This is a genomic window from Dryocola clanedunensis subsp. sulfonylureivorans, assembly GCF_016756775.1.
Taxonomy (GTDB): domain Bacteria; phylum Pseudomonadota; class Gammaproteobacteria; order Enterobacterales; family Enterobacteriaceae; genus Dryocola; species Dryocola clanedunensis.
Map to the genome: position 1 here is coordinate 94,830 of NZ_JAERMU010000012.1, position 25,620 is coordinate 120,449.

Below are 25,620 nucleotides of genomic sequence, written 5' to 3' on the forward strand. Positions count from 1 at the left end.
TACACGGCTATTCGCCCGCTGGCGAATGGGTTCATTTCTTAGGGGGCATAGAATAAAACGCCAGCCCACGGAGTGCCAGCGCTTAACGCAATAAATCGCAGGAGTTACGGGGCCAGGCGGTCGATTTTCCAGGCGTCGCCTTCGCGCTGGTATAAAAAGCGGTCGTGCAGGCGATGTTCGCCGCCCTGCCAGAACTCCACCTGGTCAAAGTTGACCCGATAGCCGCCCCAGAAGCTCGGCAGCGGCACTTCGCCCTGCTGGAATTTTTGCTTGAGCTCAAGGAACTTGCTTTCGAGGATGCCGCGCGCGGAGATGCGGCTGGATTGTTTAGAAACCCAGGCGCCAATCTGGCTGTCGCGAGGACGACTGTGGAAGTACTTCATCACTTCGAGGGTCGACAGACGTTCCGCCGTGCCCTGCACCATGACCTGGCGATCCAGCATGTGCCACGGGAAGTGCAGGCTGATGCGTGGGTTTTGTTCCAGATGATGCGCCTTGCGCGAACCGAGATTGGTGTAGAAAACCATGCCACGTTCGTCGAAATGTTTAAGCAGGACAATACGCTGATACGGCTGACCGTTTTCGTCTACCGTCGCCACGACCATGGCGGTAGGATCGGCGAGTTTGGCCTCACAGGCCTGAGCAAGCCAGCGCTCGAACAGATCGAGGGGTTGATCGGTCAGGTCATTGCGGCGCAGGCCGCCTTTGGTGTATTCACGGCGCAGATGGGCAATCTGTTGCAAAGAGTCGTTGTCAGACATGGCGTTACGTCAGGTTATCATCAGGTGGTGCTATTGTGCGCCCCACCCTCAGAAATCTCAACTTTTCGACTTTTGCAGCTGGCAATTATTTAGCACGACGCTGTCTTTGCGGTAGACCGTGGCGGAATCGCCTTTAGACCAGAAAACATAGACGCCATCGGTATAGCGAGCCCCTGAAGCAGACAAGCCCTGAGTCAGAGAGAGATAGTCATCGTCATAGACGAAATTCACCATCTGCTTTTCTTTGTTCAGCTTCACGGTAAGCGGCTTTTCATCACACTGGTATTGCAGCGTGTCGGTTTGCATCCGTTCAACGAAGGAGTTGTAGTAGCTACAGCCGGCAAGCAGCATCGGAAGGGTGGCAACAAGTAGTTTTTTCATCTGCGTATCCTGAAGATCTTCTTATCCCTGGAGGGCAGGTCACCCTCCATTTTCCTCTTAAGTGTAAAGAGTCCGGGAAGAAGATCATTTCAGTTAACTCTGATTATGCAGCGGGTTGGCCGGAAATATCGCGCCGATGACGCTTGCCTCTGACGCACCGGTGACCGACGGAAGATTACCCGGCAGGCCAGAAACCGTTCGATAAGCAAGCCAGGCAAAGGCCAGCGCTTCCATATCGTCACCGCTGATACCTGCTTCATCCGTGGTGCCAACTTCAATCCCCGGCAGTAGTCCTGCCAGACGCGCCATCAGAAGTGGATTCCGGCTTCCGCCACCGCACACCATTAATCTTTCACAACCGCCGCACAGCAGCACCTGCTCAGCAATGGTCACCGCACTCAGCTCGGTGAGCGTAGCCTGTACGTCCTCCCCTGCAAGCCCCGGGAAAGCGCTAAGCTGGCGTTCCAGCCAGCCGTAGTTGAAATATTCTCTTCCGGTACTTTTCGGCGCCGGTGAGGCAAAGTAAGGATCGGACAGCATCTGCTGGAGCAGTGGCAGAACGACTTTTCCGCTGCTCGCCCACTGCGCGTCTTCATCGTAGGGTTTGCCTTTTTGTCGCCAGATCCACGCGTCCATCAGCATATTGCCCGGGCCGGTATCATAGCCTTTCACCGGTTTGCCGGGGATCAGCAGCGAAAGATTCGCTATGCCGCCGATGTTGAGCACCATCCGACTTTCGGTGGGATGAGCAAGCAGTGCATGATGAAACGCAGGCACCAGCGGCGCGCCCTGCCCGCCCAGCGCCATATCACGGCGGCGAAAATCCCCCACCACGGTAACGCCCGTCCGCGCGACGATACGATTATTGTCACCAATCTGCAGGGTATGGGGAGCTTCCCCTTTAGGTTCGTGCCAGACGGTTTGCCCGTGGCAGCCAATGGCCACTACGTCCGCATACGTCAGTCCCTGTTTATCCATTAATGTCTGCACCGCCTCGGCAAAGAGCGTCCCCAGACGGTGATCGAGCTGCCCCAGTTGGGAAAGCGTCAGCTGCTGCCCCTGGCAAATAGCCAGAATCGCATTTTTCAATGCCAGAGGAATGGGATGGCTGTGGTTCGCGAGCTGAACGACGAGATGTTCATCAATAGCCGCTAATACAACATCTATGCCGTCGAGGCTGGTGCCCGACATCACGCCGATATAACGACCAGATTTCATCAATTACTCCTGTAATTCACGCGGATTATCCTGTTAGTCCACCACAAACTTACATGTAGTACGATAATTTATTAATACTTTTTAACAAGTTCGCGAGTCAGCGCATTGTCTGATGCGCAGATAACACAATGAGCAGGTCGTTGACTGGCCGTTGATGACGACTCTTTTAGTATAATTTATCTTATTGCCCGGAACTAAAATGAAATTGAGTATCTAAATAACTTATAATTTACCCATTATGGATGCTCACATGGGCTTTTTTGAAACAGGAGATTCTCAGATGATTGCACGTGTACTGGTTGTTTCGTTGGTCGGCTTAACGCTGGCAGGTTGTGTGAATGACAGCTCCCTTTCGGGCGACGTCTACAGTGCTTCAGAAGCGAAGCAGGTACAAAACGTCACTTACGGTACGCTGGTCTCGGTCAGGCCGGTACAGATCCAGGGTGGCGATGACAAAAACGTGGTCGGCGCAATCGGTGGGGCCGTACTGGGTGGTTTCCTGGGTAATACCATCGGCGGTGGCACAGGTCGTTCACTGGCTACCGCAGCCGGCGCTGTGGCCGGTGGCGTAGCGGGCCAGGGCGTTCAGGGTGCGCTGAATAAAACCCAGGGCGTGGAGCTGGAAATCCGTAAAGATGACGGCAACACTATTCTGGTTGTCCAGAAACAGGGTGACACCCGTTACACCCCAGGGCAACGCGTCCTTATTGCCAGCAACGGCAGCCAGACGACCGTCTCCCCACGCTAAGTTTGTAAAAAAAGAGGCCTGAATTTTCAGGCCTCTTTTTTATTGGCTTGGGTGCGACAGGCTAATCCTGCGCCTGTAGATCGACGATGTTCTGCTCGAGTCGGGCCACCAGGTTAATCAGCAGGTTTAACTCCTCTTCGCTGATACCAGATAAAATTTCTCCGCGCGTGTGGTTTATCACCGCTTCCATTTCAGTGATAATCGGTGTCGCACGCTCGGTCAGTTTAATACGTTTTGCACGGCGATCGCTTGCGCAGGTTTGGCGTGAAATTAACCCCTTCTCTTCCAGCTGATCCAGCGTTCTGACCAGAGAAGGTTGTTCGATGCCAATCGCTTTGGCCAGCTGAATCTGTGACTGCTCGGGCGGCAGCTGATGAATATTATGCAGCGTAACCCAGTGTGTCTGTGTCAATTCCAGAGGTTTCAGGCGATGGTCAATCAGAGCGCGCCAAATACGCACCAAGCGGGCCAGATCTGATCCTAATGGCGATTCCATTTCATCTCCTTATAATTAGCTTGCTAAGTTATTATACTGATTTTAGACTAGCGTGCAGGCTTTAAAATTAAAAAAACGATTTCCATACTTTCGCTGATGTTATGTAACCATCTACACTTCAATCTTACAGCGAACTCCGGAAAAACGGCAGCAGTCCCTGGTATATTAAAGGATTATTCCACGTGAGCTTCACATTTTCTGCATCTGGCCTGGCGCTTCAGGACCTGATTGTCGGCGCATCCATCTACTTTCCCCCCCTGTTTAAACCGGTGCTGCTGGGCTTTTTTTTCTGGCTAATCCTGCATCGCCTTTTACGGGACTGGATGTATTCCGGTGAGATTTGGCATCCGACATTAATGGATTTATCGCTCTTTTCACTGTCGGTCAGCGCGGCCTTTGTCATTTTGGCGATGTGGTAAGCTCATGAATTTCAAAACTTTAAAATACTTCTCAACGTTGATAGTGGTTGCGGCGGCCGTCATCGTAGGCTGGCTGCTGTGGAACTATTACATGCAGTCGCCATGGACGCGGGATGGCAAAGTTCGTGCCGAACAGGTCAGCATCACACCGCAGGTTTCTGGAACCATTACGCACCTGAACGTCGTCGACAACCAGTTTGTGAAGGCGGGCACCGTGCTGTTTACGTTAGATATAACGCCATACCAGATTGCCGAAATCAATGCCGAAGCGCAGCTTGCCCAGTCGCAATCCACGCTGTCGAAAGCCAACAACGAAGCCAACCGCCGCCGCCATCTGCCGCGCAATTACATTTCCGCCGAAGATATGGATACGGCGAATATCAACGTCAAAGCCGCTCAGGCCGCGGTAAAAGCAGCCGAGGCCACCCTTAAGCAGGCACAATGGCAGCTTAGCCAGACTACCGTCACCGCGCCTGTAGACGGCTGGGTGACAAACCTCTCAACCCGAACCGGTAACTACGCCTCCACCGGCCAGCCGGTCTTTGCCCTGGTGGACAGCCGCTCTTTTTACGTGGTGGGCTATTTCGAAGAGACTAAATTGCGGCATATTCAACCCGGTAACCCCGCCATTATCGTGTTGTATAGCGGTCATCAGCCGCTGTCGGGAAAAGTGGAAAGCATCGGGCGGGCCATTTACGACCAGAGCATCGAAAATGAGAGCGATCTCGTGCCGGACATTAAACCCAACGTGCCGTGGGTCCGCCTTGCACAGCGGGTGCCGGTGCGCATTAAGCTCGATAGCATCCCGCAGGGCGTCACGCTGGTATCCGGTACCACCTGTACCGTCACTATTTCGCACTGAGCCCAATAGATGAAGCTAACCTGGCTCGAATGGCAGGGTACTCCCTGGGGAAAAGCAACCAGCGGTCAGTGGCGCTACGCCTTACGTAACGCCATCGCGATGTGCCTGGCGTTGACCATCGCCTACTGTCTCGATCTCGATGAACCTTACTGGGCCATGACCTCCGCGGCGGTTGTCAGTTTCCCAACCGTGGGTGGGGTCATCAGCAAGAGTCTTGGCCGCATCGCCGGGAGTTTAATTGGCGCCACGGCCGCCCTGATGATTGCAGGCAACACGCTTAACGACCCGTGGTTATTTACGTTTGCCATGGCCGCGTGGCTCGCGCTCTGTACGTGGGTTTCCAGCCAGTTCCAGAACAATGCCGCCTACGCGTTTATGCTGGCCGGCTACACGGCGGCCATCATCGCTTTCCCGATGATCGATACCGTGGACACCACGCAGCTTTGGGACATCGCCCAGGCGCGAGTTTGTGAAGTGATCGTCGGGATTTTATGCGGTGCTTTTATGATGATGGTGCTTCCCAGCACCTCGGATGGCACAACCCTTATCACCGCGCTCAAAACCATGCACGCCCGGCTGCTGGAGCACGCAAGTCTGTTATGGCGACCTGAAACCACCGACGAAATACGCACCGCCCATGAAGGCGTTATCAGCCAGATCCTGACCATGAATTTGCTGCGCATTCAGGCCTTCTGGAGCCATTATCGTTTTCGCCGCCAGAACAATCTGCTCAACTATTTACTGCACCAGCAGCTGCGGCTGACCAGCGTCATTTCGGGCCTGCGCCGCATGCTGATTAACTGGCCAAATCCACCCGACTCCCTCTGGCCGCTGCTCGATGAGCTCCTCAAAGAGCTGGCCCGCCCGGGAACGCATAAATACCCTGTGGCTCGCCTGCTCCAGCAGCTGGCCCCCGGCAGCGGGGATGATTATCGGCACCAGGCCTTCTGGCACCGGCTGCGTTATTTCTGCTGGCTGTATCTCGACAGCAGCCGCTGGCTGAAAGAGCTGGAGAATGCCACACCTGTTTCTGTGCTTACCCCTCCCAAAACGCCCTCCCTTGCTCGTCACACCGACAATGCTGAAGCCGCGTGGAGCGCGTTGCGCACCTTCTGCGTCATTACGGTTACCGGTGCGTGGAGTATCGGCACGCAGTGGGACTCGGCAAGCGGAGCGTTATCCCTCGCGGCAATCAGCTGCGTCCTTTATTCCTCCGTCGCCTCACCGCTTGGTTCGTTGACGCTACTGATGCGCACCCTGCTCTGGCTGTCGCTGTTCAGCTTCCTGGTGCAGTTTGGCCTGATGGTGCAGATAACGGATCTCTGGCAGTTCCTGCTGTTTCTGTTCCCGCTGCTCGCGACAATGCAGCTCCTCAAGCTGCAGCAGCCGAAGCTTGCCGGTCTGTGGGGGCAGCTGATTGTTTTTATGGGATCGTTTATCGCCGTCACCAACCCACCGGTCTATGACTTTGGCGGTTTTCTCAATGATAACCTCGCCAAAGTGATTGGCGTGGGCTTGTCGTGGGTGGCTTTCTCCGTGTTGCGCCCAAGCTCCGATACGCGCAAAAGCCGCCGTCATATCCGCTCCCTGAGACGGGGTTTTGTCGACCAGCTTAGCCGCAGGCCGCAGCGCAATGAAAACCAGTTTGAGTCGCTGGTCTACCACCACATCAGCCAGCTGAGCAGCAGCAAAGATGAAACGGCACGACGCTGGCTGCTGCGCTGGGGGGTGGTATTACTGAACTGTTCCCACGTGGTCTGGCAACTTCGCGGCTGGGAGACGCGGTCAGATCCGCTTTCCAACGTGCGGGACGTCTGCATTCATACGCTACGGGATGTTATGAGCGAACGCGGTGTGCAGCAGCGTCCTCTGGGCGAGGCGCTGCGGGAACTACAAAGGATTTGCGATACGCTTGCCCACCACCACAGTCCTGCGGCGCGGGATCTGGCGGGGATCATCTGGCGGCTGTACTGCTCCCTCTCACAGCTGGAACAAGCGCCGCCTGTCGGTACGCTGACAGGCAGCAGCTGAGCTAGTTAATCACACCGCAGGCGTAACGTGCGCCGCCACCGCCCAGCGGTTTGGGCCGATCGGACATATTATCGCCGTCCACGTGGATCATCAGCGCTTTGCCCTTCACGTCATCAAGCTTTTTCAGGCGCGGTGCCGTGACGGGCTCTGTTGCCTTACCGTCATTGTTCACCACCAGCACGGGTAAATCCCCAAGATGCCCCACGCCTTCCGGCCCCATATGTTGGCCGGTGTTTTCCGGATCAAGGTGGCCGCCCGCCGCCTCGGCGGCTGAAGGTTTGCCCTCTTTCATGGCTGGCTCGCAGGTGCCTTTAGCGTGGACATGAAAACCATGTTCACCGGGCGGGAGCGTACGCAGGTCCGGGGCGAATTCGAGCCCCTTATCAGTTTCGTTGATGGTGACGGAGCCAAGAGATTGGCCGATGCCCTGCGGCGTGACGAGATTCATTTCAACTTTTTCGCTTGCCGCCTGGGCTGCGCCGCAGGTCAACATTGCGAGTAGTGCGAGACTCAAACGCTTCATCATTACCTCCTGTATTTATTTTGCCCAGTTAAGGTTAGGCAGAATATCGCCAGGAGGCAATTAATCAGGCTTACGGCACGTCGTAACCCAGCGCGGCTTTACGAATGCGGAACCACTGCTGACGGGTCATCTCCAGCGACAGAGAGTGGATAGCGGAGCGTACGCGCTCAATTTTACCAGAGCCGATAATCGGCAGCGGCCGGGACGGCAGACGCATCACCCATGCATACACCACCTGCTCGATGGTCTGGGCACCGATTTCACCGGCTACCGCCTGTAGCTCATCGCGCAACGGCTGGAAGGCTTCGTCGTTAAACAGGCTGCCGCCCCCGAGGCAGGACCACGCCATAGGACGGATGCGAAGCTGCTGGCACTGGTCCAGCGTGCCGTCAAGGATCGCAGGCTGATGAACCGGCGAAATCTCGACCTGGTTGGTTGCCAGCGTAAACGGCAGGCGCGACTGCAGCAGCGCAAACTGCGCCGGTGTGAAGTTCGACACCCCGAAATGGCGTACCTTGCCGCTTTTATGCAGTTCGGTAAAAGCTTCAGCCACTTCATCCGCATCCATCAGCGGGTCCGGGCGATGGATAAGCAGCAGGTCGAGATAGTCTGTGGCCAGCTTCTGCAAAGAGGCTTCTGCGCTGCTGATGATGTGGCTGCGGTCAGTGATGTAATGGCCGAGCGCGTGATCGGGATTAGCGGTGGTGGCGATACCACATTTAGTGACAATCTCCATTTTCTCGCGCAGATGCGGCACCAGGCGCATTGCGTCACCGAAGGCTGCTTCACAGGTGTAGCCGCCGTAAATATCCGCGTGGTCCGCGGTGGTGATGCCCAATTCCACATGCTCTTCAATAAAACTGGCCAGCTGGCGTGGAGACATATTCCACTCCATCAAACGCCAGTATCCCATCACCAGACGTGAAAACGCTGGCCCCTGCGGGGAAATCGTAATGCGCTGTACCATTAAGCATGACCTCAGTATTGGAAGAATTCTGCGCCGGAGTATAGCGGGGTTAATCGATTAAAAAAGTGAGGATTGCTGCGGTTCTTCTGATGCACCAGCGGAGGTTGCTCGCTGTTTGCGCAAAAAACGTTGTCGGCAGAGACGCAGAACTTCCTGTTTCTGCGGATCGCTAAGTTTTTGCCAGTTAAAGCGCTCATCCCGGCTGCGCATACAGCCACGGCAGTAGCCGCGCTCATCTGACTGGCAGATGCCGCGACACGGGCTCTGGATTGGAAAAAACTCAAGCTGCTCAGCCACGCTAACCCCCACACTGACTCATTCTTCAATTGAAGCCCGACATCGGTGAGGATGCAAGTGCCGCGTCAGATAATTGCCAACTTAAACGTCCCATCAACAACCGAATAATTAAGGAGGAGGTTAAGGTTGGCCTAATCTTCCCCCATTAATCTGTTCATCACCTCCAGAATTCTTAATGGCAGCTATGGAACTGATTAAAAAATTACAATGTAACGATGCAAGGTTTAATCTGTGCTGCGCATTCTTCTTTACATTAATTAACGCCTTATTTATTCGGCGCAGCTGGCAGATTATCGCCCCGGACTCCTTGCATAGCTGGCTATTTGCAGCAACGGTGCCGGTCGTTCTTTTTTGCGGCTGGCTGACCATATTTAGCCTTATCAATATTCCCTGGCTGCGTAAACCCATGCTCGTAATATTGGTACTGGGTTGCGCAGCCAGCAATTACTTTATGTCGACATACGGTGCCGTCATCGATAAGAGCATGATGATTAACGTATTTGAGACGGACTCCCAGGAGGCGACAGCGCTCATCACGCCGCAGCTTTTAATGTGGCTTGCGCTTGCAGGTATCATTCCAGCGCTAATCCTTAGCGCGATAAAAATTAAACCCGCCCGCTGGTGGCATACCCTTCTGACCCGTCTGGTAGGGATAATGGCCGGGCTCCTGATAATCATTCTGGTCGCTTCGGTATTTTATAAAGATTACGCCTCGCTGTTCCGCAACAATAAAGGCGTGGTCAAAATGGTGACGCCTGCGAATTATATTAGCGCCATCAGCCGATACAGCAAAGAGCGCTGGTTTGCCGGAGACCAGACGCTAATTCGGATTGGCGAAGATGCCAAAAAAGGCCCGCTCATCAGCCAGCAGAAAAAGAAAACTGTTGTCATTATGGTGGTGGGCGAAGCATCCCGTGCCGAAAACTATTCCCTGGGGGGTTACGGGCGCGAAACGAATCCTGAGTTGAAAAACCAGGGCGTGATCTACTTCCCGAAAGCTTCCTCCTGCGGCACTGAAACCGCCGTTTCCGTACCCTGCATGTTTTCTGATATGCCCCGCAGCAGGTACGATGCAGATCTAGCCCGTCATCAGGAAGGCCTCCTCGACGTCATGGGCCATGCCGGGGTTAACCTGCTATGGCGCGACAACGACGGTGGCTGCAAAGGTGCCTGCGACCGTATTGCGCACACCACGATGCCACAATGGCAGCTGAATAGTCTCTGCAAAAGCGAGTCATGCCTCGATGACGCCTTGCTGCACCGATTGGACAATGTGCTGGACGGCGTGCAGCAAGATTCCGTCATCGTTCTGCATCTTATGGGCAGCCACGGTCCGGCCTATTATCAACGCTATCCCGATAAATTCCGTAAATTTACGCCAACCTGCGACAGCAATCAGATTCAGGACTGTACCCGACAGGCGCTGATCAACACGTATGACAACACGATTCTGTACACCGACGATGTGGTCAGCCGCACCATTGATATGCTCAAAGCACGGCAGGATAAATTCAATACGGCGCTGGTCTATCTGTCTGACCACGGTGAATCACTGGGGGAAAGCGGGATTTATCTGCACGGTACGCCTTATATGCTGGCCCCGTCCCAGCAAACGCACATTCCGTTCCTGTTCTGGCTGTCGAAGAATTATCAGCAAAACTATGCGGTCAATGCGGACTGCCTGTCGAAAAAAGCGGCCAGCAGCGAAGTTTCTCAGGATAATCTGTTCTCCACCATGCTGGGCATGATGGATATAAAAACCTCAGAATATCAATCGAATATGGATATTCTCGCCAGCTGCCGTAAGGCACAGACCGGCGTGTGAGCTGAAAAAAACGCGCCCCGGGCTTGCGCTAGACTGACCGGTCTATTACAGTGACTGCCATGAACAGAAACCCTGCACATGATACTCGCGAACATCTCCTTGCCACCGGCGAGCAGCTTTGCCTGCAGCGCGGCTTTACCGGCATGGGATTAAGCGAACTGCTACGGACCGCTGACGTGCCGAAAGGCTCTTTCTATCACTACTTCCGCTCGAAAGAGGCGTTTGGCGTGGTGATGCTGGAGCGCTACTACGAAGCGTACAACCAGCGGCTGCAGCAGCACTTCTGTCAGGGTTCAGGAAACTATCGTGAAAAGCTGCTCGGCTGGTATCAGGAGTCTCTGACTTATTTCAGCCAGCACAGCCGCCTCATCAGCTGCCTGACCGTTAAGCTCTCTGCGGAAGTCTGCGACCTTTCGGAAGATATGCGTGGCGCGCTCGATAAAGGCGCAGCACAGATTATCGCCCAGCTGGCCAACGCGCTGGAGAAAGGTCAGGCGGAAAAAAGCCTGATGGTCAACGGCAGCGCGATGGATCTGGCCCAGACTATTTATGCCCTGTGGCTGGGTGCCAGCCTGCAGGCGAAGATCTCACGTAGCGCGATGCCGCTGGAAAGCGCATTTATCTACGTGGATCGTTTAATTGCGGAGCCCGTCTCCTGACGGGCTTTTTTATTTATTTCATTACTAGACGACCGGTCTATTCTAAGGATCAACTATGTCAACCGATAAATTGTTTACCCCACTGAAAGTGGGTGCCATCACCACGCCGAACCGTATTTTCATGGCTCCTCTGACGCGCCTGCGCAGCATCGTGCCGGGTGACATCCCTACCCCACTGATGGGCGAATACTATCGCCAGCGTGCAAGCTCAGGGCTCATCATTTCCGAAGCGACGCAGATTTCCGCTCAGGCGAAAGGCTATGAAGGTGCCCCGGGTCTGCACAGCGAGGCACAAATCGAAGCGTGGAAGAAAATCACCGCTGGCGTTCACGCGGAAAAAGGTCGTATTGCCGTGCAGCTGTGGCACACCGGTCGAATCTCTCACTCCAGCATCCAGCCGGGCCAGCAGGCCCCGGTCGCCCCTTCCGCGCTGTCTGCCGGAACCCGTACTTCGCTGCGTGACGAAAATGGCAACGCGATCCGCGTCGACACTTCCATGCCGCGCGCGCTGGAAATCGAAGAAATCCCCGGCATCGTGAACGATTTCCGTCAGGCCGTGGGCAATGCTCGTGACGCTGGTTTTGATCTGGTTGAGCTGCACTCCGCTCACGGCTACCTGCTGCACCAGTTCCTTTCTCCTTCATCAAACCATCGTACCGATGCCTATGGCGGCAGCCGCGAGAATCGCGCCCGTCTGGTACTGGAAGTGGTTGATGCGGTGAGCAAAGAGTGGAGCGCCGACCGCATTGGTATTCGCGTCTCACCAGTAGGTTCGTTCCAGAACGTCGATAACGGCCCGGATGAAGAAGGCGATGCGCTGTATCTGATTGAAGAACTGAGCAAGCGCGGTATCGCTTATCTGCACATGTCCGAGCCTGACTGGGCCGGCGGCAAGCCATACAGCGACGAATTCCGTCAGAAAGTTCGCGACACCTTCAAGGGCGTGATCATCGGTGCCGGGGCTTATACGCCAGAAAAAGCGGAGTCCCTGATCGAGAAGGGCCTGATTGATGCAGTAGCGTTTGGCCGTGATTACATCGCCAACCCGGATCTGGTCGAGCGTCTGCACCGCAACGCCGACCTGAACGAGCAGCGCCCGGAATCCTTCTACGGCGGCGGCGCGGAAGGCTACACCGATTACCCTACGCTATAAGGTTAGTAGGTGATTGATAGCGGCGCGCAAACGCCGCTTTAAATGCTGGCAAAGAAGGAAAAAGCGTGGTTTTCCTTCTTTGCAGGAAGGTGTCGAAAATCAATAAATTGATTTTCCTGTTTATCTGTTTAATGGTATCTGACAGAAACTGGAAATCATTAAGTTTGTTTTCAGTCTGAGCGGCGCGCAAACGCCGCTATACTTACCGCACATTTCAAAACGTTTTCGGATGCTAAACGTTTAATGCTAAGAGGATTCTATGCGCTTACTTCACACCATGCTGCGTGTTGGCGACCTGCAACGCTCCATCGAATTTTACACAAACGTACTGGGTATGACCCTGCTACGCACCAGCGAAAACACCGAATACAAATACTCTCTGGCCTTTGTGGGCTACGGCCCGGAGTCCGAAGAAGCCGTCATCGAATTGACCTACAACTGGGATGTGGACAGCTATGACATGGGCAACGCCTACGGCCACATTGCGCTGAGCGTAGATAACGCAGCCGAAGCCTGCGAGCGCATCCGTAACAACGGCGGCAACGTGACTCGTGAAGCGGGTCCGGTTAAGGGCGGCACCACCGTGATTGCTTTTGTTGAAGATCCCGACGGTTACAAGATCGAACTCATTGAAAGCAAAGACGCTGGTAAAGGTCTGGGCAACTAATCCCCTGTTAACGGGTGCACCCTGCACCCGTTACTGCAACACTCCGCAAAATTTGCCATAATGCGCGCTGCATTTTCCCCGTATTAAGAGATCCTGATGTCTGACAACACGCAATTGCATAGCCTGTGCGACCGTTTTCGTGGCTTTTATCCAGTCGTCATCGACGTTGAAACCGCCGGGTTTAACGCCAAAACTGACGCCCTGCTGGAAATAGCGGCTATCACCCTGAAAATGGATGAGAACGGCTGGTTAATGCCTGATGAAACGCTGCATTTTCATGTCGAGCCTTTTGAAGGATCTATCCTGCAGCCTGAGGCGCTGGCCTTCAACGGTATCGACCCACATAACCCATTGCGTGGCGCGGTCAGCGAATATGAAGCCCTGCATGCCATCTTCAAAATGGTGCGCAAGGGGATTAAAGACAGCGGCTGTAACCGCGCGATTATGGTGGCGCACAACGCGACCTTCGATCACAGTTTTACGATGGCTGCCGCAGAGCGGGCATCATTAAAGCGTAACCCGTTCCATCCGTTCGTCACCTTTGATACCGCGGCTCTCAGCGGGCTGTCCCTTGGTCAGACCGTGCTGGCGAAAGCCTGCATCGCCGCAGGTATGCCGTTTGACAGCAGCCAGGCGCATTCGGCGCTGTATGACACCGAGCAAACCGCCCTGCTGTTCTGTGAAATCGTCAACCGCTGGAAGCGTTTAGGCGGCTGGCCGCTGCCGCTGCCCGAACAGGAAACGCCCGAGGCTTAATAGCAGAAACGGTGGATGGCGCATTCGCTTATCCACCTTACAAATCAGTGAATACGTAAGTCGGATAAGCGAATGCGCCATCCGACAAAATCCTCAGCCGTGAAGTTTCCCGCGCGTGTCCAGCGAAATCAGCAACACCGAAGAGATAATCAGCAGCGAGCCAATCCAGTCCGGCACCGCGAACGACACCCCAAGCAGCAGCACGGACAAAAAGGCACTGCTTAGCGGCTCCGCGCAGCTTAGTATGCTCGCCTTTGGCCCACCAATCATCTGCGCGCCGGTCAGGTACAGGCTGAAGGTAATGGCCGTCCCCACCACCACCAGATAGAAGAAGGCAAACAGTGCGCCGCCGCTGGCGGTAAAGCTGCCGATCTGGCTGGCGTAGAACGGCATCAGCATGACCCCACCCAGCAACATACTCCAGCCCACCACGGGTAAAGTGCCGTAGCGCGCAATCAACGCCGAGGGATAGGTCGTATAGAACGCGGCGGAGAAGGCCGAAGCAATGCCCCAGAACAGCGCCGCGGTGGAGATAGTCAGTGAGGTTGGGTCGCCGTGCGTCACCAGTAAAAACGTGCCCACCAGCGACGTGCCGATCGCCGCAAATACCAGCTTCCCGGAACGTTTTTTCTTCACCAGAGCAAACCAGGCCACGATGATGGTTGGTGAGAGAAACTGCAGTATCGTCGCGGTCGCCGCGTTGGACTTCTCGATGGTCACCAAAAACGTGAGCTGGACTATCAGCGCGCCGAATACCGTAAAAATGAGCAGCGAAATGAGATCCTGGCGATGCCTGAACACCGCAAATATCTTGTCACCGTGCATAAACGACAGTGTCAAAAGAATCAGACCAGAAAACAGCAGGCGCAACATCGTCAGCGACTCCGAGGAGATATGACTTTGCTCCATGATGTACTGGGCGCAAACCCCGGAACTGCCCCACAGCACGGCGGCAAACAGCACATACAGCATCCCTTTCCGACTTACACTCATTTCCTCTGCCCTTTTTTATTCATGGCCCTGCACTCAACGAACCTTCTTGCCGCGAGAAAGCTTAAACGCGATAAACAAACAGATAATCCAGACCGGTAACAGCATGGCCGAAAGGCGCATGTCATCGATGGTACACATCAGCACCAGAATCATCATCATAAAGGCGATGCACAGATAGTTACCAAACGGATACAGAAGCGCCCTGAAGCGCGTTTCCCGGCCTTTGCGGCGCATCGCGCAGCGAAACTTCAGGTGTGCCAGCGAGATCATTATCCAGTTAAGCAGCAGCGTTGCGACCACCAGCGCCATCAGCAGACCAAAGGCATCGTGAGGCAGCAGATAGTTCAGCACCACCACCAGCGAGGTGATCGCCCCGGAGAGGATAAGCGAATAGACCGGCACGCCGCCCCGGTTGACCTTCGCAAGGAAGGCTGGCGCATTACGCTGGATAGACAGGCCAAACAGCATGCGGCTGTTCGAATAAACGCCGCTGTTGTAGACCGACAAAGAGGCAACCAGAATGACGAAGTTCAGCGCAGAAGCCACGATGTTGCTGTCCAGCTCGTGGAAAATCATCACGAACGGGCTGCTGCTGGATTTAACATCCACCCAGGGATAAAGCGACAGCAGCACGACCAGCGAACCAATATAGAACAGCAGGATGCGATAGACGACCTGATTAATAGCTTTCGGGATGGTCGTTTGCGGGTTTTGTGCTTCGGCGGCGGTGATGCCAATCAGCTCAAGGCCACCAAAGGAGAACATGATCACCGCCAGCGACAGGATAAGCCCGTGCCAGCCGGTGGCAAAGAAACCGCCATGCTGCCAGAGATTATGGAGGGTCGCCTTTTCGCCGCCGTGGCCTGAGGCAAGCAGCCAGATACCGAAGCCAATCATCCCGATAATGGCCAGCACCTTAATCAGCGCAAACCAGAACTCCATTTCCCCGTAAAGCTTGACGTTCACGAGGTTGACCGCGTTGATGATAACGAAGAAAGCGGCGACCCAAATCCACGTTGGCACGCCGGGGAACCAGTACTGCATGTAGATACCGGCGGCGGTCAGTTCTGCCATCCCCACCAGCACGAACATGACCCAGTAGTTCCAGCCGGAGAGGAAGCCAGCAAACGGCCCCCAGTATTTATAAGCAAAATGGGAGAACGAACCTGATACCGGCTCCTCAACGACCATTTCACCGAGCTGGCGCATAATCAGAAAGGCAATAATACCGGCCACCGCGTAGCCCAGCAGGACGGCCGGCCCGGCCATCTGAATCGCCGGACCAATACCGAGGAATAATCCGGTGCCAATCGCCCCGCCGAGGGCAATCAATTGAATATGGCGATTTTGCAGGCCGCGTTTGAGTACCTGCTCTTCTTCATGCGCTGCATCCTGACCGATCTGCCCTGACGCCAAAGACGTGTCCTTCACGCCGCTCTCCTGTCTCTTTCATTCAAGGGGGCACCTTTTAACACCTGAGGACGGGAGTGGCAAGGTGCGAGAAAGACGACATAAAAAAACCCGCCGGATAAGTGGCGGGTTCTTGTACAGCCGGGGAGGATTATTCCGCGTCTGGCTCTTCTGACTTATGCTTTTCAGCCGTCTCTTTGATCAGCGGCTGAAGTTCGCCACGCTGATACATCTCAATGATGATGTCACAGCCACCCACCAGCTCGCCGTCTACCCACAGCTGCGGGAAGGTTGGCCAGTTAGCGTATTTAGGCAGCTCTGCACGGATGTCCGGATTCTGCAGAATATCGACATAGGCGAAGCGCTCGCCACAGGCGGAAAGCGCCTGTACGGCCTGGGCGGAGAAACCGCAGCTTGGCAACTTCGGAGAACCTTTCATGTACAGCAGGATAGGATTCTCGGCGATCTGGCGTTGAATTTTTTCGATTGTGCTCATTGTCATGCTTCCTCAAACCTTTTTACGGCAGTAGTCTGCCATTGTAACGAGTAGCGCCCCCGCGCGAAAACACCAATTTTTTAAGGGGTATTTCGCCGCGTGCGGCGGACGCCAAACATGGATTAAGAATAACACTTTTCCCTGGGCCGCCAATTGCCAAAATACCCAAATCTCGATCAATAAATTGCTTATTAGCCCGATTATCGGTTAATTTTTTTGCGGACGGTAACGAAATACCCTTAGCGCGGGAAAAGTCTGTTAACTTTCAGGCTTCTTATAGATTAGAATTGACGGGTTTAGAAAATCATACGTTGGCATGATGGTCTTCATCGTGTCTTCATCTACCAGGGGATTGTTGAGTGGCGCGGATAACAAAAAGATCTATCACGCTCTGTGCTCTGCTATTTACCTTGCCATTAACGCCATTGACGCATGCCTCAGAGCACGCGCGCTCTGCTTCCGCTCAAAAAGCACACGCGGCCAAGAAGAGCACAGTAAAAAACAAAACCAGCAAGAGTAAAATAAAAGCGAGTTCCACCACTAAGAAGTCCAGCAGTCAATCAGTCGCTGCGGTTAAAAAGAAAAAGACGGACGTTAAAAGTAAACCCCTCGCAACAGCCAGCAGCAAAAAATCACTTAAGAAAACCACTCCGGTTAGCAAAACTCAAACCATCGCTGCAGCCCAGCACTGCACCAAAGCGCGCAAAGGCCACAAGGCTAAATGCACCACGGTGAAGACAGATAAAAATCTGACTATTGCTCAGGCCCATAAAGCCCGCGTGCTGAAGGCGCAGAAAACAGCGATGAACAAATTAATGAATCAGATTGGAAAGCCTTACCGCTGGGGAGGTACCTCGCCTCGTACGGGCTTCGACTGTAGCGGCCTGGTTTATTACGCTTATAAAGATTTGGTCAAATTCCGCATCCCTCGTACGGCTAACGAAATGTATCACCTGCGCGATGCTGCTGCGGTGGGTCGTGGCGAGTTGCAAAGCGGCGATTTGGTCTTCTTCCGCACCCGTGGGCGCGGAACGGCCGATCACGTTGGCGTCTATGTTGGCAACGGCAAATTTATTCAGTCTCCCCGTACCGGCCGTGATATTCAGATAACCTCCCTGAGTGAAGATTACTGGCAGCGCCACTATGTCGGCGCTCGCCGCGTCATGACGCCAAAAACCATTCGCTGAACTTACCACCCACTCTAACAAGAGTGGGTGGTCTCCCCCTTTTGCTTATCCTTTCAATTTGTTACCCTAAAACCACACTAAGTGTGGTTTTATAGTCATCAACAATAATAAGGAGTTAAGCAATGTCGTTCGAACTACCTGCATTACCCTATGCGAAGGATGCCCTGGCACCGCATATCTCAGCCGAAACCCTGGAATACCATTACGGCAAACACCATCAAACCTACGTCACCAACCTGAACAACCTGGTGAAGGGCACGGCGTTTGAAGGTAAATCACTCGAAGAGATCGTACGTTCTTCTGACGGTGGGGTATTCAATAACGCAGCCCAGGTGTGGAACCACACGTTTTACTGGAATTGCCTGGCACCAAACGCGGGCGGAGAGCCAACGGGTGACCTGCTGAGCGCGATTAATAAAGCCTTCGGCAGCTTCGCAGATTTTAAGCAGCAGTTTACGGATGCGGCGGTGAAAAACTTTGGCGCGGGCTGGACCTGGCTGGTTAAAAACGCAGACGGCAGCCTGGCCATCGTCTCCACCTCCAATGCCGGCACACCGCTGACCACTGACGCGAAGCCGCTGCTGACCGTTGATGTGTGGGAACATGCTTATTACATCGATTACCGTAATGCTCGTCCAAACTACCTTGAGCATTTCTGGGCGCTGGTGAACTGGAAGTTTGTTGCGAAGAATCTGGCTTAACACCTGAGTCAAATGACGCTGCGCTACGCGTAGGGTGGATAAGCGATCAGCGCCATCCACCGGAAGTTACCCAGCCATAAAGCAATGGGCCGCAAAAGCGGCCCATTTAGATTGCTGACAAAGAAGGAAAAAACGTGATTTTTCCTTCTTTGTGGTTAGCAGCCGAAAATCAATGAATTGATTTTCCTTGTTATTTATTCGGTGAGATCTTTTCGAATTTCATTCGGTATAAGTTCGTCATCAGTCTGTATGGGCCGCAAATGCGGCCCATTTTAATCAGTGCAGAACGGCGGTTAAAGCGCCTGTGACAATCAGGCCCAGTACGATAACCGTTGTGATAACGGAAAATTTCAGATCGGTGCTCATTGATATCTCCTTTGTATAACCCTGAAAAGAGTGCGTTGCGGGGATTTTCCCACAACGAGCGACAAAAATCCTCCTGGATTTATGATGATATTAGCTTTCCCTCTTCCACTTTCCTGAAAGATGCGCCAAAATCCTTCGCTAATTTACTGCGTACTCTCAATTCAACGCCCTCCTCCCGCTGTATGTCGACTTCCCGACAGGCCCGCAACTCAAAAAGTTGCCCAGGAGTTAGCGAGCGCAAACGTTTAACAGAAGAATTATCAGGAGTTTATGATATGGCCTGGAGTGATATCTAATGGCGACAATCAAGGACGTGGCGAAGCGCGCAAACGTTTCCACTACAACCGTATCACATGTTATTAACAAAACCCGCTTTGTGGCGGAAGAAACACGCAACGCGGTATGGGCGGCTATTAAGGAATTACATTATTCGCCAAGCGCCGTGGCGCGCAGCCTGAAAGTGAATCACACCAAAACGATTGGCCTGCTGGCCACCTCCAGCGAAGCCCCTTACTTTGCGGAAATTATCGAAGCCGTTGAAAACAGCTGCTTTGAAAAAGGCTACACGCTGATTCTGGGCAACGCGCACAACAACTTTGAAAAGCAGCGCGCCTACCTCTCGATGATGGCGCAGAAGCGCGTAGACGGCCTGCTGGTGATGTGTTCGGAATACCCGGATAGTTTATTGACCATGCTGGAAGAGTACCGCCACATTCCCATGGTTGTTATGGACTGGGGCGAAGCTCGCGCCGACTTTACCGACTCAGTGGTGGATAACGCCTTCCGCGGCGGTTATCTGGCCGGCCGCTACCTGCTTGAACGCGGCCACCGAGAGATTGGTGCCATTCCAGGTCAGATGGAACGTAACACCGGCGGTGGACGCCATGCGGGCTTTATGCAGGCATTGCAGGAAGCCAACATTACCGTTCCTGAAAACTGGATAGTCCAGGGTGACTTCGAGCCGGAGTCCGGCTACCGCGCCATGCAGCAAATTCTCGGGCAGTCACACCGCCCGACCGCCGTGTTCTGCGGCGGCGATATCATGGCGATGGGGGCGATTTGCGCGGCGGATGAGATGGGCCTGCGTGTCCCGCAGGATATCTCTGTCATCGGCTATGACAACGTGCGCAACGCCCGCTATTTCACACCGGCGCTGACCACCATCCACCAGCCAAAAGATTCGCTGGGTGAAACGGCGTTCGGCATGCTGCTGGACCGTATCGTCAATAAGCGCGAAGAGTCGCAGACCATTGAAGTGCATCCGCGCCTCATTGAACGCCGCTCCGTTGCCGACGGCCCGTTCCGCGACTATCGCCGCTAAGCTTCATCAGGAGCCTGGACGCCCGTTTCAGGCTCTTTTAACCACTCCTGGTTCATCGTTTCACTGTCCCCCAGATACTCCAGCAGCCAGCTTAACGCCGGTGAGGCATCATTTTGCCGCCAGGTCAGGCAGCAGGCCGCATCCGGGAAGGGATTCTCCAGCGCCAGTTCGTGCCATCTCCCTGACTCTAACCACGGTTTGGCAATATGTGACGGCACCATGCCGATGCATAGCCCGGCGCTCAGGCAGTCCGATCCGGACTGCCAGTCCGGGACAACCACGCGATGCTGGTTATCCAGCAGCCAGGTAATTCGCTTTGGCAATGAACGAGAGGTATCCTCCAGCACCAGCGACGGCCATGCGCGCAGATCTTCATCGCTCAACGCCCCCTCCCGCTGTGCTAACGGATGGCTGGCAGCCACCACACACCGCCAGTTGAGCGTGCCCATATCACGGAACGCATAGCGCCCCCCGACGGGAATAGCCTGCGTGGCGCCAATAGCCACTTCCACGCGCCCGTCGGCCAGCGCGTCCCACACGCCGTTAAAGACCTCCTGGAAAATACGCAGTTCGATATCCGGGAAGTGACGATAAAAGTCGAGCACCAGCTGGCGGGTTCTCTCCGGCTTGACGATATTATCGACGGCGATGGCCAGGTGGCCGCGCCATCCGTTTGCGATCTGCTGGCACTGCTGCCGTGTCTCCATCATTTTTTTGATAACAGAACGGCCTTCTTTCAAAAAGAAGCGCCCTGCGGGGGTCAGTTCGACATCCCGATGACGACGTTCAAACAGCGGAACGGCCAGCCACTCCTCAAGCTGCCGCACCGTATAGCTGATAGCAGACGGAACGCGGTGCAGCTCCTGCGCCGCGCCGCTGAAACTGCCGTTGCGCGCAACGGCGTCGATAACTTCCAGCGAATATTCAGACCACATAATTTTTGCCTGCAAAATTTTTGAACGCAATCTACAAATATTAGCGTTTCACAAGCCAGTTTGCACTCCGTACACTCCGGCGCTGATTACCTGCAAATCATTCAAGAGATAACTATGCAACCATCAAAAGGATTTCTTATCTGGCTCGCCGGTCTGAGCGTGCTGGGTTTCCTTGCCACCGACATGTATTTACCTGCTTTCGCCGCCATCCAGCAAGATCTGAACACCGAGGCCTCTGCGGTCAGCGCCAGCCTTAGCCTGTTTTTAGCGGGCTTTGCCTTCGCGCAGCTGATGTGGGGGCCGATGTCCGATCGCTTCGGACGTAAGCCTGTGCTGCTTGCCGGTCTAAGTATTTTCGCCGCCAGCTGTCTGGGCATGCTGTGGGTGGAAAACGCCACCACGTTGCTGGTGCTGCGCTTTATTCAGGCCGTGGGCGTCTGTTCAGCGGCGGTAAGCTGGCAGGCACTGGTGACGGATTATTATCCGGCCAGCCGCGCTAACCGTATTTTCGCGACGATTATGCCGCTGGTGGGTCTTTCTCCGGCGCTGGCTCCGCTGCTGGGCAGCTGGATCCTCAACCATTTCGAGTGGCAGGCAATCTTTGCCACCCTGTTTGCTATCACCCTGGTGCTGATGGTGCCGACCCTGCGTCTAAAACCGCGTACCCAGCACCATCCACAGACCGAAGAGAATAAGGTGAGCTTTCTATCACTGCTGCGTTCACGCGTTTATAGCGGCAACGTGCTGATTTATGCGGCCTGCTCGGCCAGCTTCTTCGCCTGGCTGACCGGTTCGCCATTTATCCTGAATGAGATGGGTTACAGCCCGGCGGCCATCGGTCTGAGCTACATGCCGCAGACTATCGCCTTCCTGATTGGTGGTTACGGCTGTCGTAGCGCGCTGCAAAAATGGCGGGGAAAACAGATGCTGCCGTGGCTGCTGGCGCTCTACACGCTCAGCATTCTCGGCACCTGGGGCGTGGCGGTCAGCGGACACGCAAACCTGACTTTGCTTCTGATTCCGTTCTGCATCATGGCAATGGCCAACGGCGCGATTTACCCGATTGTGGTTGCCTCAGCCCTTCTGCCTTTCCCGCAGGCAACGGGAAAAGCAGCGGCCCTGCAAAATACCCTGCAGCTTGGTCTGTGCTTCTTTGCAAGCCTGATGGTCTCCTGGCTGGTCGCAACGCCGCTGTTAACCACCGCCAGCGTCATGCTGACCACCATTGTGCTGGCAACGCTGGGTTACCTGCTCCAGCGCAGCAAAAGCGAAGCGGCCTGGGAAGCTCGGGAAGCCCATCAGCAATCGTAAAATAACCTGGGCGATAATATAATAAACATGTTATTAGCCTGCTAACGATAAAGCGTTGAATCATCTGATTTCCAGGCTTATACTCATTAGCGGCTCGGTTAGCACTATTATAATGAATGTATAACGGGAGCCTTAGTGCTCCCGTTTTTTTATTTGTTTTCTCAATATATTTAGCGGGCATTTGCCCCTTTCTCTTTCCTACGTCGGATATCAGGCACGCGGATTTTTCCGTGAGATTTCTCACATACCCAAAATAGCGTCTACGCTGTTTTAAGGTTCCTCACACAGAAGGTGTTGGAGAAGCTATGAGTTCATCGTGTATAGAAGAAGTCAGCATACGAGATAACGAATGGTATCGTATTGCGAACGAAATGCTCACCCGGGCAGGGATCACCGTTAATGGTCCACATCCCTTTGATATTCAGGTAAAAAACCCCGATTTTTTTAGACGCGTCCTGCAAGAAGGATCGCTCGGCCTGGGCGAAAGCTTTATGGACGGCTGGTGGGACTGCGAACGCCTGGATGCTTTTTTCAATAAGGTCATTCGTGCCGGTCTGGAGCACCAGCTCCCTCGCCATTTAAAAGACACGCTGCGTATTGCCGCCGCCCGGGTATTTAATCTGCAAAATAAGAAACGGGCCTGGATAGTGGGCAAAGAGCACTACGATCTCGGTAACGATCTCTTTAGCCGGATGCTCGATGAGCATATGCAATATTCCTGTGGCTACTGGAAAGAGGCAACTACGCTTGGCGAAGCGCAGGATGCCAAGCTGAAAATGATCTGCGACAAGCTGCATATGGAGCCGGGCATGACCCTGCTGGATATCGGCTGCGGCTGGGGCGGTCTGGCGGAATACGCTGCCCGTCATTACGGAGTGAAAGTGCATGGTGTCACCATCTCGGCTGAACAACAGAAAATGGCTCAGGATCGCTGCGCCGGCCTGGATGTGACCATCCTGCTTCAGGATTACCGCGACCTGAACGAGCAGTTCGACCGAATCGTCTCGGTGGGCATGTTTGAACACGTCGGGCCAAAAAACTATGCCACCTATTTCAACGTGGTAGACCGCAACCTGAAGCCGGACGGTATTTTCCTGTTGCACACCATCGGCTCCAATAAAACAGATAACAATGTCGATCCGTGGATCGATAAATACATCTTCCCGAACGGCTGCCTGCCCTCCGTACGGCAAATTGCCGAAGCCAGCGAAGGTCACTTTGTGATGGAAGACTGGCACAATTTCGGAGCCGATTACGACAGAACGCTGATCGCGTGGGACGAACGTTTCCATGCCAGCTGGCCGGAAATCGCCGATAACTATTCCGAACGTTTCAAACGCATGTTCAGCTACTACCTGAATGCCTGTGCCGGTGCGTTCCGCGCCAGGGATATTCAGCTCTGGCAGGTTGTTTTCAGCCGCGGCGTTGAAAACGGACTGCGGGTGCCTCGTTAGCGTCAGGCCCCGGCGCTAGCCGGGGTTAGATTGCTGACAAAGAAGGAAAAAGCGTGGTTTTTCCTTCTTTGTGATAAGCAGGTGAAAATCAATGAATTGATTTTCCTTGTTATTTATTCGGTGAGATCTTTGCGAAGTGCATTCGCTTTAGGTTTGTCATCAGTCAGGCCCCGGCGCTGGCCGGGTTTTTTAACGTTTTATTGCAGCAAATTCATAACAAACAGTGATCATTATCACGCTTCTTTCGCGTAAAACACCCCGAGTTTGATCCCGCCAGCAATTCTCATCACAAGTCATGGAAACCGGTTTCCGTTTTGTTTCAAAATCGCTGAACTTTTCAAAACATCAGCAAGGATACCGCCATGAGCATGTACCAAAATATGGTCAATGTGATTGAGCAAAAAATTACACCTCTGGCAGGCGCAATGGGCTCACAGCGCCACGTTATTGCGATCCGCGACGGGTTTATCGCCGCCCTGCCGTTTATGATTATTGGTTCTTTCCTGTTGGTTTTTATTTTCCCTCCGTTTTCCCCGGACAGCAGCTGGCGCTTTGCCCGCGGCTGGCTTAGCTTCTCGCAGACTTACCGCGAGCAGCTCATGCTGCCGTTTAACCTCAGCATGGGCGTCATGACGTTCTTTATCTCGGTCGGTATCGGCGCAAGCCTCGGGAAACACTACAAGCTCGACCCGGTTATGACCGGGCTTCTGTCATTTATGGCCTTTCTTCTGGTCGCCGCCCCCTATAAAGACGGGCACATCTCGACGCAGTATTTCTCCGGCCAGGGCATTTTTACCGCGCTGATCACAGCGATATACGCCAGCGAAATGTACGCATTGCTTAAGCGTCGCAATATAACGATTCGTCTGCCAAAAGAAGTGCCAACGGGCGTTGCACGTTCTTTTGAAATCCTGATCCCCGTCGTGGTGATTGTTTTTACCCTTCATCCGCTCAACCTGCTGCTGGAAGCCACCACCGGCATGATTTTACCGGAGGCGATCATGCACCTGCTGGCGCCGCTGGTTTCGGCCTCTGATTCGCTGCCCGCCATTCTCATCTCCGTGTTTATCTGCCAGATCCTGTGGTTTGCCGGTATTCACGGCGCGCTGATTGTCACCGGCATTATGAACCCGTTCTGGATGGCAAACCTTTCGGCCAACCAGACCGCGCTTGCGGCGGGAGAAGCCCTGCCGCATATCTATCTGCAAGGCTTCTGGGACCACTACCTGCTGATTGGCGGCGTGGGGTCGACGCTGCCGCTGGCCTTCCTGTTGCTGCGCAGCCGCGCCGTGCATCTGCGTACCATTGGCAAAATGGGCGTTGTTCCCAGCCTCTTCAACATTAACGAACCCATTCTCTTTGGCACGCCGATTATTATGAACCCGGTGTTCTTCCTGCCGTTCACGCTGGTGCCGATGATTAACGCCACGCTTGCGTACATCGCCACCAAACTAGGCTGGATTGCCCAGGTCGTTTCACTGACGCCGTGGACGACGCCCGCGCCAATCGGAGCCTCATGGGCCGCAAACTGGGCGGTAAGTCCCGTAATCATGTGCCTGATTTGTATGGCGATGTCGGCTGTGATGTATTACCCGTTCCTGAAAGCCTACGAACGTACCCTGCTCAGGCAGGACGAAGAGCGTGGCGCGCAGGAACAAGAAAGCCCGATTACCGCCAACTGAA

Annotated in this window: 27 protein-coding genes; 15 read left to right on the forward strand and 12 right to left on the reverse strand. The window is 54.2% G+C overall.

The window, feature by feature from the left end; translation table 11 throughout:
- Positions 1-104: 104 nt before the first annotated feature.
- The 3 genes from pdxH to anmK form a co-directional block, all read right to left on the reverse strand.
- Positions 105-761: a pyridoxamine 5'-phosphate oxidase gene (pdxH, locus tag HYQ67_RS14100; protein ID WP_202304316.1), complete on the reverse strand. Its 657-nt coding sequence runs from the start codon at positions 759-761 to the stop codon at positions 105-107.
- Between the two features lie 57 nt (positions 762-818).
- On the reverse strand, positions 819-1,142 hold the full coding sequence (mliC, locus tag HYQ67_RS14105) for a C-type lysozyme inhibitor (RefSeq protein WP_202304317.1): 324 nt from the start codon (positions 1,140-1,142) through the stop codon (positions 819-821).
- Positions 1,143-1,235: 93 nt separating this feature from the next.
- Positions 1,236-2,360 carry an anhydro-N-acetylmuramic acid kinase gene (anmK, locus tag HYQ67_RS14110; RefSeq protein WP_202304318.1) on the reverse strand — a complete coding sequence of 375 codons (1,125 nt, stop codon included), beginning with the start codon at positions 2,358-2,360 and terminating at the stop codon, positions 1,236-1,238.
- Between the two features lie 280 nt (positions 2,361-2,640).
- On the opposite strand from anmK, the gene slyB reads away from it, so the two are divergent.
- Positions 2,641-3,108 (forward strand): outer membrane lipoprotein SlyB, encoded by a 468-nt coding sequence (gene slyB / locus HYQ67_RS14115; protein ID WP_202304319.1) that lies wholly within the window; start codon positions 2,641-2,643, stop codon positions 3,106-3,108.
- A 61-nt stretch (positions 3,109-3,169) separates the two neighbouring features.
- On the opposite strand, the gene slyA is transcribed toward slyB, so the two are convergent.
- On the reverse strand, positions 3,170-3,604 hold the full coding sequence (slyA, locus tag HYQ67_RS14120) for a transcriptional regulator SlyA (RefSeq protein ID WP_202304320.1): 435 nt from the start codon (positions 3,602-3,604) through the stop codon (positions 3,170-3,172).
- 182 nt (positions 3,605-3,786) lie between these two features.
- Between slyA and HYQ67_RS14125 the strand changes: the two genes are divergently transcribed.
- The 3 genes from HYQ67_RS14125 to HYQ67_RS14135 are packed head-to-tail and all read left to right on the forward strand — an operon-like array spanning position 3,787 to position 6,916.
- Complete coding sequence (locus HYQ67_RS14125) at positions 3,787-4,023, forward strand: DUF1656 domain-containing protein (protein ID WP_202304321.1); 237 nt, start codon at positions 3,787-3,789, stop codon at positions 4,021-4,023.
- 4 nt (positions 4,024-4,027) lie between these two features.
- Positions 4,028-4,885 (forward strand): efflux RND transporter periplasmic adaptor subunit, encoded by an 858-nt coding sequence (locus tag HYQ67_RS14130; RefSeq protein ID WP_202304322.1) that lies wholly within the window; start codon positions 4,028-4,030, stop codon positions 4,883-4,885.
- Positions 4,886-4,894: 9 nt separating this feature from the next.
- On the forward strand, positions 4,895-6,916 hold the full coding sequence (locus HYQ67_RS14135) for an FUSC family protein (RefSeq protein ID WP_202304323.1): 2,022 nt from the start codon (positions 4,895-4,897) through the stop codon (positions 6,914-6,916).
- Between the two features lies 1 nt (position 6,917).
- Here the strand turns inward: HYQ67_RS14135 and sodC are convergent, their stop codons facing one another.
- From sodC to HYQ67_RS14150, 3 genes are all read right to left on the reverse strand, one after another.
- Complete coding sequence (gene sodC, locus HYQ67_RS14140; RefSeq protein ID WP_202304450.1) at positions 6,918-7,439, reverse strand: superoxide dismutase [Cu-Zn] SodC; 522 nt, start codon at positions 7,437-7,439, stop codon at positions 6,918-6,920.
- 70 nt (positions 7,440-7,509) lie between these two features.
- The gene (locus HYQ67_RS14145; RefSeq protein WP_202304324.1) at positions 7,510-8,406 is read right to left on the reverse strand and encodes an aldo/keto reductase; all 897 of its coding nucleotides are present in this window, start codon (positions 8,404-8,406) and stop codon (positions 7,510-7,512) included.
- A gap of 57 nt (positions 8,407-8,463) precedes the next feature.
- Positions 8,464-8,703 (reverse strand): DUF1289 domain-containing protein, encoded by a 240-nt coding sequence (locus HYQ67_RS14150; protein WP_202304325.1) that lies wholly within the window; start codon positions 8,701-8,703, stop codon positions 8,464-8,466.
- 184 nt (positions 8,704-8,887) lie between these two features.
- On the opposite strand from HYQ67_RS14150, the gene eptA reads away from it, so the two are divergent.
- The 5 genes from eptA to rnt all read left to right on the forward strand — a co-directional run bounded on the left by eptA (position 8,888) and on the right by rnt (position 13,763).
- Positions 8,888-10,528, forward strand: coding sequence for a phosphoethanolamine transferase EptA (gene eptA / locus HYQ67_RS14155; RefSeq protein WP_202304452.1), 1,641 nt, complete (start codon positions 8,888-8,890; stop codon positions 10,526-10,528).
- A 59-nt stretch (positions 10,529-10,587) separates the two neighbouring features.
- Positions 10,588-11,187 (forward strand): TetR/AcrR family transcriptional regulator, encoded by a 600-nt coding sequence (locus tag HYQ67_RS14160; RefSeq protein WP_202304326.1) that lies wholly within the window; start codon positions 10,588-10,590, stop codon positions 11,185-11,187.
- Positions 11,188-11,242: 55 nt separating this feature from the next.
- On the forward strand, positions 11,243-12,340 hold the full coding sequence (locus HYQ67_RS14165) for an alkene reductase (protein ID WP_202304327.1): 1,098 nt from the start codon (positions 11,243-11,245) through the stop codon (positions 12,338-12,340).
- Between the two features lie 259 nt (positions 12,341-12,599).
- Positions 12,600-13,007, forward strand: coding sequence for a lactoylglutathione lyase (gloA, locus tag HYQ67_RS14170; protein WP_202304328.1), 408 nt, complete (start codon positions 12,600-12,602; stop codon positions 13,005-13,007).
- 96 nt (positions 13,008-13,103) lie between these two features.
- Positions 13,104-13,763 carry a ribonuclease T gene (gene rnt, locus HYQ67_RS14175; RefSeq protein ID WP_202304329.1) on the forward strand — a complete coding sequence of 220 codons (660 nt, stop codon included), beginning with the start codon at positions 13,104-13,106 and terminating at the stop codon, positions 13,761-13,763.
- A 93-nt stretch (positions 13,764-13,856) separates the two neighbouring features.
- Here rnt and HYQ67_RS14180 read toward each other — a convergent pair whose 3' ends face one another.
- The 3 genes from HYQ67_RS14180 to grxD form a co-directional block, all read right to left on the reverse strand.
- Positions 13,857-14,756 carry an EamA family transporter gene (locus HYQ67_RS14180; protein ID WP_202304330.1) on the reverse strand — a complete coding sequence of 300 codons (900 nt, stop codon included), beginning with the start codon at positions 14,754-14,756 and terminating at the stop codon, positions 13,857-13,859.
- 33 nt (positions 14,757-14,789) lie between these two features.
- Complete coding sequence (pheP, locus tag HYQ67_RS14185) at positions 14,790-16,172, reverse strand: phenylalanine transporter (protein WP_237391253.1); 1,383 nt, start codon at positions 16,170-16,172, stop codon at positions 14,790-14,792.
- A gap of 145 nt (positions 16,173-16,317) precedes the next feature.
- Positions 16,318-16,662, reverse strand: coding sequence for a monothiol glutaredoxin 4 (grxD, locus tag HYQ67_RS14190; protein ID WP_202304332.1), 345 nt, complete (start codon positions 16,660-16,662; stop codon positions 16,318-16,320).
- A 359-nt stretch (positions 16,663-17,021) separates the two neighbouring features.
- Between grxD and HYQ67_RS14195 the strand changes: the two genes are divergently transcribed.
- Together HYQ67_RS14195 and sodB are read left to right on the forward strand one after the other, a co-directional pair.
- Positions 17,022-17,849 (forward strand): NlpC/P60 family protein, encoded by an 828-nt coding sequence (locus tag HYQ67_RS14195; RefSeq protein WP_202304333.1) that lies wholly within the window; start codon positions 17,022-17,024, stop codon positions 17,847-17,849.
- Positions 17,850-17,971: 122 nt separating this feature from the next.
- Positions 17,972-18,550, forward strand: a complete 579-nt coding sequence (gene sodB / locus HYQ67_RS14200) for a superoxide dismutase [Fe] (protein ID WP_202304334.1) — start codon at positions 17,972-17,974, stop codon at positions 18,548-18,550.
- Positions 18,551-18,826: 276 nt separating this feature from the next.
- On the opposite strand, the gene cydH is transcribed toward sodB, so the two are convergent.
- Complete coding sequence (gene cydH, locus HYQ67_RS14205; RefSeq protein ID WP_202304335.1) at positions 18,827-18,916, reverse strand: cytochrome bd-I oxidase subunit CydH; 90 nt, start codon at positions 18,914-18,916, stop codon at positions 18,827-18,829.
- 295 nt (positions 18,917-19,211) lie between these two features.
- Between cydH and purR the strand changes: the two genes are divergently transcribed.
- Positions 19,212-20,237 (forward strand): HTH-type transcriptional repressor PurR, encoded by a 1,026-nt coding sequence (gene purR, locus HYQ67_RS14210; RefSeq protein WP_202304336.1) that lies wholly within the window; start codon positions 19,212-19,214, stop codon positions 20,235-20,237.
- Here purR and punR read toward each other — a convergent pair.
- Positions 20,234-21,172 (reverse strand): DNA-binding transcriptional activator PunR, encoded by a 939-nt coding sequence (gene punR / locus HYQ67_RS14215; protein WP_202304337.1) that lies wholly within the window; start codon positions 21,170-21,172, stop codon positions 20,234-20,236. The genes purR and punR overlap by 4 nt on opposite strands.
- A gap of 114 nt (positions 21,173-21,286) precedes the next feature.
- On the opposite strand from punR, the gene punC reads away from it, so the two are divergent.
- The 3 genes from punC to HYQ67_RS14230 all read left to right on the forward strand — a co-directional run bounded on the left by punC (position 21,287) and on the right by HYQ67_RS14230 (position 25,619).
- A complete protein-coding gene (punC, locus tag HYQ67_RS14220) occupies positions 21,287-22,483 on the forward strand; it encodes a purine nucleoside transporter PunC (protein ID WP_202304338.1) in 1,197 nt (398 codons plus the stop codon).
- Between the two features lie 305 nt (positions 22,484-22,788).
- Positions 22,789-23,937, forward strand: coding sequence for a cyclopropane fatty acyl phospholipid synthase (cfa, locus tag HYQ67_RS14225; RefSeq protein WP_202304339.1), 1,149 nt, complete (start codon positions 22,789-22,791; stop codon positions 23,935-23,937).
- A gap of 362 nt (positions 23,938-24,299) precedes the next feature.
- On the forward strand, positions 24,300-25,619 hold the full coding sequence (locus HYQ67_RS14230; protein ID WP_202304340.1) for a PTS sugar transporter subunit IIC: 1,320 nt from the start codon (positions 24,300-24,302) through the stop codon (positions 25,617-25,619).
- The last annotated feature ends 1 nt before the right edge of the window (position 25,620 follow it).

Bases quoted from the DNA above. Each gene is read 5' to 3' on its own strand.
- pdxH (WP_202304316.1), bottom strand. From the start codon at position 761: ATGTCTGACAACGACTCTTTGCAACAGATTGCCCATCTGCGCCGTGAA.
- mliC (WP_202304317.1), bottom strand. From the start codon at position 1,142: ATGAAAAAACTACTTGTTGCCACCCTTCCGATGCTGCTTGCCGGCTGT.
- anmK (WP_202304318.1), bottom strand. From the start codon at position 2,360: ATGAAATCTGGTCGTTATATCGGCGTGATGTCGGGCACCAGCCTCGAC.
- slyB (WP_202304319.1), top strand. From the start codon at position 2,641: ATGATTGCACGTGTACTGGTTGTTTCGTTGGTCGGCTTAACGCTGGCA.
- slyA (WP_202304320.1), bottom strand. From the start codon at position 3,604: ATGGAATCGCCATTAGGATCAGATCTGGCCCGCTTGGTGCGTATTTGG.
- HYQ67_RS14130 (WP_202304322.1), top strand. From the start codon at position 4,028: ATGAATTTCAAAACTTTAAAATACTTCTCAACGTTGATAGTGGTTGCG.
- HYQ67_RS14135 (WP_202304323.1), top strand. From the start codon at position 4,895: ATGAAGCTAACCTGGCTCGAATGGCAGGGTACTCCCTGGGGAAAAGCA.
- sodC (WP_202304450.1), bottom strand. From the start codon at position 7,439: ATGAAGCGTTTGAGTCTCGCACTACTCGCAATGTTGACCTGCGGCGCA.
- HYQ67_RS14145 (WP_202304324.1), bottom strand. From the start codon at position 8,406: ATGGTACAGCGCATTACGATTTCCCCGCAGGGGCCAGCGTTTTCACGT.
- eptA (WP_202304452.1), top strand. From the start codon at position 8,888: ATGGAACTGATTAAAAAATTACAATGTAACGATGCAAGGTTTAATCTG.
- HYQ67_RS14160 (WP_202304326.1), top strand. From the start codon at position 10,588: ATGAACAGAAACCCTGCACATGATACTCGCGAACATCTCCTTGCCACC.
- HYQ67_RS14165 (WP_202304327.1), top strand. From the start codon at position 11,243: ATGTCAACCGATAAATTGTTTACCCCACTGAAAGTGGGTGCCATCACC.
- gloA (WP_202304328.1), top strand. From the start codon at position 12,600: ATGCGCTTACTTCACACCATGCTGCGTGTTGGCGACCTGCAACGCTCC.
- rnt (WP_202304329.1), top strand. From the start codon at position 13,104: ATGTCTGACAACACGCAATTGCATAGCCTGTGCGACCGTTTTCGTGGC.
- HYQ67_RS14180 (WP_202304330.1), bottom strand. From the start codon at position 14,756: ATGAGTGTAAGTCGGAAAGGGATGCTGTATGTGCTGTTTGCCGCCGTG.
- grxD (WP_202304332.1), bottom strand. From the start codon at position 16,662: ATGAGCACAATCGAAAAAATTCAACGCCAGATCGCCGAGAATCCTATC.
- sodB (WP_202304334.1), top strand. From the start codon at position 17,972: ATGTCGTTCGAACTACCTGCATTACCCTATGCGAAGGATGCCCTGGCA.
- cydH (WP_202304335.1), bottom strand. From the start codon at position 18,916: ATGAGCACCGATCTGAAATTTTCCGTTATCACAACGGTTATCGTACTG.
- purR (WP_202304336.1), top strand. From the start codon at position 19,212: ATGGCGACAATCAAGGACGTGGCGAAGCGCGCAAACGTTTCCACTACA.
- punR (WP_202304337.1), bottom strand. From the start codon at position 21,172: ATGTGGTCTGAATATTCGCTGGAAGTTATCGACGCCGTTGCGCGCAAC.
- punC (WP_202304338.1), top strand. From the start codon at position 21,287: ATGCAACCATCAAAAGGATTTCTTATCTGGCTCGCCGGTCTGAGCGTG.
- cfa (WP_202304339.1), top strand. From the start codon at position 22,789: ATGAGTTCATCGTGTATAGAAGAAGTCAGCATACGAGATAACGAATGG.
- HYQ67_RS14230 (WP_202304340.1), top strand. From the start codon at position 24,300: ATGAGCATGTACCAAAATATGGTCAATGTGATTGAGCAAAAAATTACA.